The organism is Okeania sp. SIO2F4 (assembly GCF_010672385.1).
Lineage (GTDB): Bacteria > Cyanobacteriota > Cyanobacteriia > Cyanobacteriales > Microcoleaceae > Trichodesmium.
The window spans coordinates 1-8,960 of the sequence record NZ_JAAHGT010000361.1 but is presented as its reverse complement, the minus strand read 5'-3'; the positions used below and the strand labels follow the sequence as shown (position 1 = coordinate 8,960).

Genomic DNA, 8,960 nt, shown 5'->3' with positions numbered 1-8,960 from the left:
GGATTTTATATAAGTTTGTCATTTTGGTTCGATACAGTTTTATATGCTTGCTGTGGATGATCGAGTTCGCCTGGATATTGAAGTTGTAAGCTACCCTCTTTTAGCATAGGATTGATATAATGAGTTCTAATAGTATCTGCATTTCTAGCCAAAAGTTCAGCTAATGTTTTAAGATTTATATACTCATTTGAGCATAAATTAAGAATTGTAGTTCTCATCAGTTCTGGATTTACTGGTTTACCCTCCGTTTCACTAACTCCTAATATTATATAGCCACCATCTGTATTAGCAAAAGCTGAGACGGTTGACCACATATTTTTAGGTAAAGTTTTTCAGCAGACTTAAATTCAATATCTTGGTCTTTCCCAATATCTATATGTTCTAATAAAGTATCTAAATCCATCAGTTTAAATTGTTTAATTTTTCAATAATTTACTTAATATTTATTTGAGTTTTTCAACTTTCAAATTAGTAGTTTAAGATAAAATTCGTTTGAATAGTTCTGATTGCCACGATAGGAAGCAATCTCGCGACACCCCTGAGATTGCTTCCTTCCACTCCGTTCCAGTCGCTGCGGACGCAGGCTCTAGTAATTATCTGGATTTTATATCAATACGGTTCAGATAAGACCAAAACTCATAAGGTATCAATCTATAGATTCATGTACTTTCCTTATTTATTCTCTTCCTTCTTCCTTACTTCAAAAAATCCTTAACTGAACTATATTGGATTTTATATAACTTATTTATTTACATTCCAACAACAGAGTTAAACAACTCCCCTACCTTTTTTAAATCTACATTTCCCCCACTAATAATTACCCCTACTCTGACACCAGAAACTTTAACAAGACCTTCTAATAAAGCTGCTGCTGCTAAAGCTCCAGTGGGTTCTATTACTAATTTCATTCTCTCCCAAATAAAATACATTGTTCTTAAAATTTCCTCCTCTGAAACCGTCACCATATCATCAACATAATTTAAAACCAATGGAAAATTTAACTTACCTAAATAGGGCGTTCTAGCACCATCGGCAATAGTTTGAGGATTATGTACGGTTTGTAGAGTTTGAGAATAAAAAGACCGAGTTGCATCATCAGCATTTTTCGGTTCAACGCCAATAACTCGACAGTTTTTTAATAGATTTTTAGTGGCGATCGCGCAGCCAGAAAGTAAACCACCTCCACCACAACATACTAACAGTAAATCTAAACTTTCTACTTCTTCAATTAACTCTAAAGCAGTCGTACCTTGTCCGGCAATAATATCAGGATGGTCATAAGGCGGAATAATTGTATAACCTCTTTCTTCGGCAATTTTTGCAGCTAATTTTTCTCTGGTTGTTTCATTTATATCATAGAAAATTATCTCAGCTCCATAACCACGAGTAGCAGATTTTTTAACTTCTGGAGCATTGTTTGGCATGACAATAGTTGTGGGAATATTTAACAATTTGCCTGCTAGAGCGATCGCCTGAGCGTGATTTCCAGAAGAATAGGTTAATACCCCCGATTGTTTTTGAGTTTCTGATAGTTGAGATAGAGCATTGTAAGCTCCTCTAAACTTAAATGAACCTGTACGTTGAAAATTTTCACACTTGAAAAATACCTCACAATTAGTGAGTTTATTTACAGTTGTTGAAGTAATTACAGGCGTGCGATGAGCAATCGATGATAAACGATTATTTGCTGCTGCAATGTGATTGTAATTAACTGGAAAAATTTTTGTAGATTTTGAGCTATCGATAGACATATTTGAATAAATAAGTAAGAGGGAAAATTAACGAAGTCAGAAGTTATTTTTGTAACGGGTATTTGAGCAAGCCTCCAAAAATATTTCGCCTTAAAAGGCAGGGTTTGAGACCTAATTATTTTGATAAATTCATAAGTTTTACATTGAGTTTAAGGATAGAAAAATATAACAAAAATTGATGCAATTAAAACAAAATTGACTGTTTTTCCGCCTGATACCCAACTTGCTATTAAACTTATTTTAATTATTAATAATTAACAATCATATCTCTTGAAAAGGAGACTATAGCAATCCTCTGCACAGTTGTAATATTTTGGTGGCACTTAGAAGTCAGGTAAGGGAGCCGTCGGTAGGGCGACGTACAGAATTTTCAAGGTTTTCAGTTCAAATTAACTATTATAAAAATTGTCACAACCAATACGCGGATTGCTATATTTACTAAAAGGAGATACTTTAAACCTTAATTATGAATTATCAATTATCAATAATTTGGTAATTAATATTATTTTTGATCTCCCAAACATTGAACTCTTTGTTGAGAGAAAATTGGTCTTGGCTGAAATGATTCTAAACCACGACCATCATAAATAGTTGCTCCATCAGGCATTTTTGCTCCTTCTAATATTACTCCTTCTGTTAAAGCTCCCTCGAAAATAGCGCCACTTAAATCAGTCTTGCTGAGGTCAGCACCTCTGAGGTCAACTCCACGGAGATTAGCATCAACAAAATTAGCCCATTGGAGGTTAGTATTTTTTAGGTTAGCATTAGCTAAGTCAGCACAAGTAAAGTAAGAAGCACTAAAATTACTGTTACTTAAATCTGCTTTTGTGAGGTTAGCTTGTCTAAGTCTTGCACCACTTCTTCTGATATTACTAAGGTCTGCGCCACTGAGGTCACATCCTTGACAAACTGCTAATGGGTTATCTAAAAATTGTCGGAGTTCATCAACATTTTCTGCTAGGATAGGTGCTGCTAATCCGGTAATTATTAACAGGGTAATACTGGTAATTTGTTTCAGTTTCATAGTGGTTGATTTTTATTCAGGTTGACAAGTATATATTATATAGCAATGTTATTAATTATCGGTATAATATTTTGGGGAAAGTTAATCGTTTTCTGGAAAGATAATTAGGTATAAATATATTTGCTTGATAAATTGTTGAGTACCAATAGTAGTAAAATTAGAAAAAATTTATCAAGAGGTAATTTATGGATTGTCAAGAACTCCTAGAAAAATATGCCCAAGGAATCAGAAATTTTGGAGCTGAAAATTTAAGAGGAATAGACCTTAAAGGTGCAGACTTAAATGGTATAGACCTAAGAGGATCGGATTTAACTGAAGCTGACTTATCAAATACAAATCTAAGTAATGCAAGACTTGAAGCGACATATTTGAGTAGAGCAAATTTGAGTAAGGCTAAATTGGTTAGAACTCAATTTAGTCAAGCATCTTTAGTCGGTGCAAATTTAAGTGAATTAGTAGATGGAAATTCTGTGAATTTAAGTTGGGCAGATATTAGCCTTGCTGATTTAAGTAAAGCTAATTTAGAGAGAGGAAATTTTTAGCAATAGTAATCTAGAACAAATTAATTTAAGTTCAGCAATATTAATCTCTGCTAATCTCAGTAGCAGCTCTACTCAAAAATGCTAACTTAGCCAGAGCAGACCTCAAGGGAGCAAATATGTCAGAAACAATATCTCAGAAACAGATTTATTTGAAGCTGAACTTAGTTGGGTAAATCTAAATGCTGTTAATTTTAAACAAGCTAATCTATAGCAATCATATTTCAGGTGTGAGATTTTAGTGGTAATTAGGAGTCGGGAGTCGTAGGGGCGATTCGGGAATCGCCCGTATAGGAGTCAGAATATAAAAGGGTTTTGATTTATCTTAGTCATTCTTAAATTCTATCAAAATCATTCCTGATTGCTATAGAATCTGCTAAATTACAAGCCGTCTCTTTGAGATGCTTAGATATGTCATGTTTAAATATGAAAAATGTAGACCTAACAGGAGCAATATTAGACAATGCTAATCTACAAAAAACTTCCCTACAAAATGAAATTTAGAAAGAACAAGTCTACGAAAGGCAAATTTAACTAAGGCAAATTTAACTAAGGCAAATGTTCAAATAGCAGATTTAACAGATGCTAAAATTTACGGGTGGAAAGTTGAAAAAACCGACTTCAGTTATGCAATAATGCCAGATGGTGAAATGTATCACCCTGAAATTAATCAAACAGAAACACTTACTGATAATCAACCAACAAAAGACACAACAAAACAAAATATGACAACCCGTAAAATAATCAAAACCGATAAAGCACCAGACCCAGTTGGCCCATATAATCAAGCGATCGCCACCACTGGCCAAATGCTCTTTGTCTCTGGTCAAATAGCGATCGACACCAGAATTAATCAAATAGTCTATACCGACGATGTAAGTAAACAAACAGAACAAGTCATGGCAAACCTCGAAGCTATTCTCAATGAAGCAGGAGCCACTTGGTCAAATGTCGTCAAAACCACAGTCTTCCTGAAAAACATGGACGACTTTGCTACTGTCAATAATGTATACGCCAAATACTTTGACCCTGAAAATGCACCCGCTCGTGCTTGTGTAGAAGTAGCACGTTTACCCAAAGACGTACTTGTAGAAATTGACTGCATTGCAGTAGTATAGAAAGTTTAAGCTTAGGCAGGAAGGGTGAATAAAGCATCCTCTATCCTCCTGACCAAAAAATCAGGTCTCAAGCCTCCCCTTTTAAGGCTATGAAAAAGGGGTCGTTTGCGGAGCATGACCTAGGATGGGATGGCGAGGTTTCCTTGCCATATCCAATCAACCAAGAGAAAATATTCGATTCAGTATTTCCAGCATAGGGCTTCAGTTGGAGGTACTGTTAACTGATAAGTGATAACTGATAAAGACATACTTTTGACATACTCTCCGGCCTAAAAGCGCCGAGATTCTCCTGAAACCAGGATTCTTGGTTCACCGAGTCCACTTAAACTAATTACCTTGCGATACCCAGTCCAGAGATGGTTCTCGGACCAAGCGTTCGCTCTATTGCCTCTTGCCTCCTCCGGAGGAGCTGCGCTAACAGAGGAGCTACGCTAACAAGAGCCTTTTCTCGTATGCCCTACAGTACAGTTCAAACCTTAAAAAAAACTTTGGTTCTCTGGTACTTGTTGCTTAGAGCTTTTCCTAAGTACAAGCATTAATGTACACGCGCCCCATAACTCTTTTCTTGGTCAGCATTCTCTTGCGCCTGAGGGCGACGCGGGGTCTGAGCGCAGTTTTCAAGGTGCAAACGCTACAATTAAGTAGCTATAGGTTTTTAGAGCGGTTGAATACCTTTCCACTTTTTTAAGCATAGCACAAAGTCCCCCTAAAAGGGGGAGGCTTTAAACCCAATTTTTCGGTAAAAATTGACTAGATTACAGTAATATAGAAAGTTTAAGCTTAGACATGAAGGGTGAATAAAGCATCCTCGTGACCAAAAAATCAATTCTCAAGCCTCCCCTTTTAAGGCGATGAAAAAGGGGTCGTTTGTGGAGCATGACCTAGGATGGGATGGATGGGTTACCTAACCATATCCAATCGACCAAGAGAAAATATTCGATTCAGTATTTCCAGCATAGGGCTTCAATTGGAGGTAGTGATACAGGAGATTCCAGGTTAATATGGTACAACTGACGATCGGGAATATTTTTTGCCTGTTCCCTATTCCCTATCTCCCTTACTCCGTAGGGACGTTGCATACAACGTCCCTACCTATTCCCTGCTCCCTAAAACCATAAATATATGTTCATCAAGTAGGAAACTGCTGTAACTGAGACAATACTTACGCATGAGTTACGAAAAACTAGGATTTGAGATTGCTTAAGAGTCGGTCGCTTCGGACGAAAATACCTTGCAGGTGCGTAAGTCCTATGATAACTGAAATGACCCCTGTAGCGATCGACTCTTTCTTGTCTAGACATATTGCTATTTTCCGGATATTATCTACACAACTGTGACTGAGAATATTAAAATCTCAAATTTAGCTACTTAGTTATGCTCAAGGAAACAAATTATTTCTGACTCACGACTAATTTTTGACATTTCTTAAATGTATATGTTAAAATACTCAACGGTATATTTATATTGTAGTAATCTCCTAAACAGTAGAAAAATAAAGATATTCAACTAGATAAAAATCTACAGAATAGTTGATAGGAGTTATACAGGATCGGCATCTACTAAATAATCCCAGAAATATTTGATACCTTCTTGATATATTAAACTTGTCAAATAGATATAAGTAAATTTAAAATTTTAGGCTTTCTCAATCGAGCTAATTTGTACCTTAATTTGGTTGAAAGGAAAAGAATCAAAAATATAAAAAAATAAAATTCCGTACAAATAACACTCTAATGAAAAATCCTAAATATGAAAATATAGTTTTTAATTTATGAAATATCTAACATTTTGGCAGGCAAAATTATCAGATTTAGTTCTAGAAAAATTCGATAAAAATCAAGATAATTATTTATGAATAAACACATAGTTAAACTTGAATCAATTTCTTTGCACAGTATCATAAGATTTTGAAATTATGAACGATCAAGATAAGACTAAATATCAACTAATTCAAGAGTTAATAGAACTGCGTCAAACTGTTAGTGAACTTGAATTTGCTTGTTCAAGTTGCAACTTAACGGGACAAGAATTAAATAATATAATTGAAGAGCGCACTGCAGCACTAAAAGAATCAAACGATCGGTTAATAGAAGAAATTGTTGAACACCAACAAGCACTAAAAGATTTGAAAATAGCTAAAGAACAGTTACAAACAGTTTTGGCAGCAGTACCAGGTACAGTATCTTGGATTAGTTCAGATTTACACTATATAGAAGTGAATCAGCAGTTAGCTGATATTTTTGGTATACCCAGAGAAGAATTTGTAGACCAAAATATTGGTTTTTTAGGGGCAAGTTCTGAGTTTAATGACTTTGTCAAAGAGTTTTTTGAGAGTTCGTATTTAGAAACAACTCGTGAAATTATATCAATAGTTCATGGGGAAACTAGAAACTATTTGGTTGTTGCAGAAAAATACAATCAAAACCAAGCTGCCTTTGTAGTAGGTATAGATATTACCGAACGCAAACAAGCAGAAAAAAAATTAAGAAAAGCCAAAGAGCAGTTAGAAACCGTATTAGAAGCAGTACCAGGTACAGTATCTTGGATTAGTTCAGATTTGAATTATATAGAAGTGAATCAGCAGTTAGCTGATATTTTTGGTATACCTAGACAAGAATTTCCTGGGAAAAATATTGGTTTTTTAGGAAAAAGTTCTGAATTTTATGATTTTATTGAGAAGTTTTTTGCTAGTCATGAACCAGAAATAACAGGTGAATTTGTATCACAAATTAATGGGGAAACTAGAAACTATTTGGTTGTTGCAGAAAAATACAATCAAAACCAAGCTGCCTTTGTAGTAGGTATAGACATTACCGAGCGCAAACAAGCAGAAAAAAATCTGTTAGTTAGTAAAGAAAAACTAGAAACAGTATTAGAAGCGGTTCCAGGAATGGTTTCATGGATTAATTCAGATTTAACCTATATTGAAGTTAATCAAAAATTAGCTGATACGTTCAATCTACCACGAGCAGAATTTGTCGGCAAAAATTTTGGTTTTGTAGACAATAATTCTAAATTTAACTCTTTGATCCAAGATTTTTTTGATAGTCCTGAGCAGGAAATAACTGCTGAGATTACTTCACAATACTACAATCTATCCCGAAATTATTTAATAGTTGCTCGCAAATATAATCACAATCAAGCAGCATTTGTAGTAGGTATAGATATTACCGAACACAGACAAGCAGAGTTAGAACTTGGGGCAACTCAAGAACAGTTCAAAACTATTTTAGAAGCAGTGCCAGGAATTGTATCTTGGATCGGCTCAGATTTACGCTACTTAGGAGTTAATAAACACTTAGCAAAAACCTACAATTTACCCCAAGAGGCTTTTGTTGGTCAAAATATTGGCTTTCTCAAAGCTAGTCAAGAATTTAGTGAATTTATGGACGAATTCTTTGCTAGTTCTGCTCAGGATGACTATCGAGAAATATCTGCTTACGTTAATGGTACTCTCCGAAATTATTTAATTGTCTCCCAAAAATATGCTCAAGGAGCTGCTGCTTTTGCTATAGGTATTGATATTAGTGACCGCAAGTATGCAGAAGCAGCAGTACGAGAAGCTGAAGAAAGATATCGTACTATCTTTGAAAATGCTGTTGAAGGAATTTTCCAAGCAACTCCAGATGGCTACTTTATAAGTGCTAATCCAGCATTAGCTCGAATTTATGGTTATGATTCTCCTGAACAAGTGATTGCCAATCTCATCTGTTTACAACATCAACTTTATGGTAATCCTGAACACCGGGATAAATTTATGCAAATTTTAAAGGATCAGGGTGCTGTAGTTAACTATGAATCACAAATTTATCGTCGAGATGGCAGTCTAATTTGGATCTCTGAAAATGCTAGAGCTGTGTGCGATCGAGATGGTCAATTAATTCGTTATGAAGGAACTGTCGAGGATATTACAGAACGGAAGGAAGCACAAGAAGCTTTACAAAGATCTAATCAGCAGTTAGAAAGCAAAGTTGAAGAACGCACTAAAGCTTTAAGGGAATCAAATCGTTTGCTAATGACGGAAATTTCAGAACGTCATCGTGTAGAGACTGCCTTACGAAAATCAGAAGCAGAATTACGAGTGTTGTTTGAAGCAATGACTGATGTAATTACTGTCTTCGATGCCAAAGGTAGATATGTCAAAATCTTATCTACTAATTCTCAGGTATTATATACTCCCATCAATGAATTGATTGGTAAAAGTGTTTATGAAGTTTTGCCTCCCCACCAAGCTAACCTATTTATGATTAATATTCAACGGGTGCTGAATACAAAGGAAACTGTTAATTTAGAATATAGTCTGCTCGTATCTAATAATCAACAGTACGATCCTAATCACCAAGAGTATAATTCTATATGGGGAATCTCATGTAAACTTCCTGATTACCAATCTCCCGGATCGGTTCCCCATCCATATTCTCCTATTCCTAAACCTGATGAGATTTGGTTTACTGCTAGCATTTCACCATTACCAGATAACTGTGTAATTTGGGTAGCGCGTAATATTACAGAACGCAAACGGGTGCTA

Annotated in this window: 12 protein-coding genes; 6 read left to right on the top strand and 6 right to left on the bottom strand. The window is 35.3% G+C overall.

Annotation, left to right across the window (positions count from 1 at the left end):
- Window positions 1-5: 5 nt before the first annotated feature.
- The 4 genes from F6K22_RS21430 to F6K22_RS21415 all read right to left on the bottom strand — a co-directional run bounded on the left by F6K22_RS21430 (window position 6) and on the right by F6K22_RS21415 (window position 2,775).
- Window positions 6-314 (bottom strand): AlbA family DNA-binding domain-containing protein, encoded by a 309-nt coding sequence (locus F6K22_RS21430; RefSeq protein ID WP_293102411.1) that lies wholly within the window; start codon window positions 312-314, stop codon window positions 6-8.
- The gene (locus F6K22_RS21425) at window positions 266-403 is read right to left on the bottom strand and encodes a hypothetical protein (RefSeq protein WP_293102408.1); all 138 of its coding nucleotides are present in this window, start codon (window positions 401-403) and stop codon (window positions 266-268) included. The genes F6K22_RS21430 and F6K22_RS21425 overlap by 49 nt, the downstream gene beginning before the upstream one ends.
- A 346-nt stretch (window positions 404-749) precedes the next feature.
- Window positions 750-1,751, bottom strand: coding sequence for a threo-3-hydroxy-L-aspartate ammonia-lyase (locus tag F6K22_RS21420; protein ID WP_293102405.1), 1,002 nt, complete (start codon window positions 1,749-1,751; stop codon window positions 750-752).
- A 502-nt stretch (window positions 1,752-2,253) separates the two neighbouring features.
- Complete coding sequence (locus tag F6K22_RS21415; protein WP_293102403.1) at window positions 2,254-2,775, bottom strand: pentapeptide repeat-containing protein; 522 nt, start codon at window positions 2,773-2,775, stop codon at window positions 2,254-2,256.
- 185 nt (window positions 2,776-2,960) lie between these two features.
- Between F6K22_RS21415 and F6K22_RS21410 the strand changes: the two genes are divergently transcribed.
- The 5 genes from F6K22_RS21410 to F6K22_RS21400 all read left to right on the top strand — a co-directional run bounded on the left by F6K22_RS21410 (window position 2,961) and on the right by F6K22_RS21400 (window position 4,432).
- On the top strand, window positions 2,961-3,317 hold the full coding sequence (locus tag F6K22_RS21410) for a pentapeptide repeat-containing protein (protein WP_293102400.1): 357 nt from the start codon (window positions 2,961-2,963) through the stop codon (window positions 3,315-3,317).
- The gene (locus tag F6K22_RS42315) at window positions 3,310-3,402 is read left to right on the top strand and encodes a pentapeptide repeat-containing protein (protein WP_363274075.1); all 93 of its coding nucleotides are present in this window, start codon (window positions 3,310-3,312) and stop codon (window positions 3,400-3,402) included. The genes F6K22_RS21410 and F6K22_RS42315 overlap by 8 nt, the downstream gene beginning before the upstream one ends.
- Window positions 3,365-3,490: a pentapeptide repeat-containing protein gene (locus F6K22_RS42310; RefSeq protein ID WP_363274073.1), complete on the top strand. Its 126-nt coding sequence runs from the start codon at window positions 3,365-3,367 to the stop codon at window positions 3,488-3,490. The genes F6K22_RS42315 and F6K22_RS42310 overlap by 38 nt, the downstream gene beginning before the upstream one ends.
- 235 nt (window positions 3,491-3,725) lie before the next feature.
- On the top strand, window positions 3,726-3,818 hold the full coding sequence (locus F6K22_RS21405) for a pentapeptide repeat-containing protein (protein ID WP_293102397.1): 93 nt from the start codon (window positions 3,726-3,728) through the stop codon (window positions 3,816-3,818).
- A 131-nt stretch (window positions 3,819-3,949) separates the two neighbouring features.
- Window positions 3,950-4,432 (top strand): RidA family protein, encoded by a 483-nt coding sequence (locus tag F6K22_RS21400; protein WP_293102394.1) that lies wholly within the window; start codon window positions 3,950-3,952, stop codon window positions 4,430-4,432.
- Window positions 4,433-5,373: 941 nt separating this feature from the next.
- Here F6K22_RS21400 and F6K22_RS21395 read toward each other — a convergent pair.
- Both F6K22_RS21395 and F6K22_RS21390 read right to left on the bottom strand, forming a co-directional pair.
- Window positions 5,374-5,511 carry a hypothetical protein gene (locus F6K22_RS21395; protein WP_293102392.1) on the bottom strand — a complete coding sequence of 46 codons (138 nt, stop codon included), beginning with the start codon at window positions 5,509-5,511 and terminating at the stop codon, window positions 5,374-5,376.
- A gap of 27 nt (window positions 5,512-5,538) precedes the next feature.
- Window positions 5,539-5,733, bottom strand: coding sequence for a hypothetical protein (locus tag F6K22_RS21390; RefSeq protein ID WP_293102390.1), 195 nt, complete (start codon window positions 5,731-5,733; stop codon window positions 5,539-5,541).
- 614 nt (window positions 5,734-6,347) lie between these two features.
- Here F6K22_RS21390 and F6K22_RS21385 point away from each other — a divergent pair.
- Window positions 6,348-8,960, top strand: a 2,613-nt coding sequence (locus F6K22_RS21385; protein ID WP_293102388.1) for a PAS domain S-box protein, incomplete at its 3' end; no start/stop codon positions are given.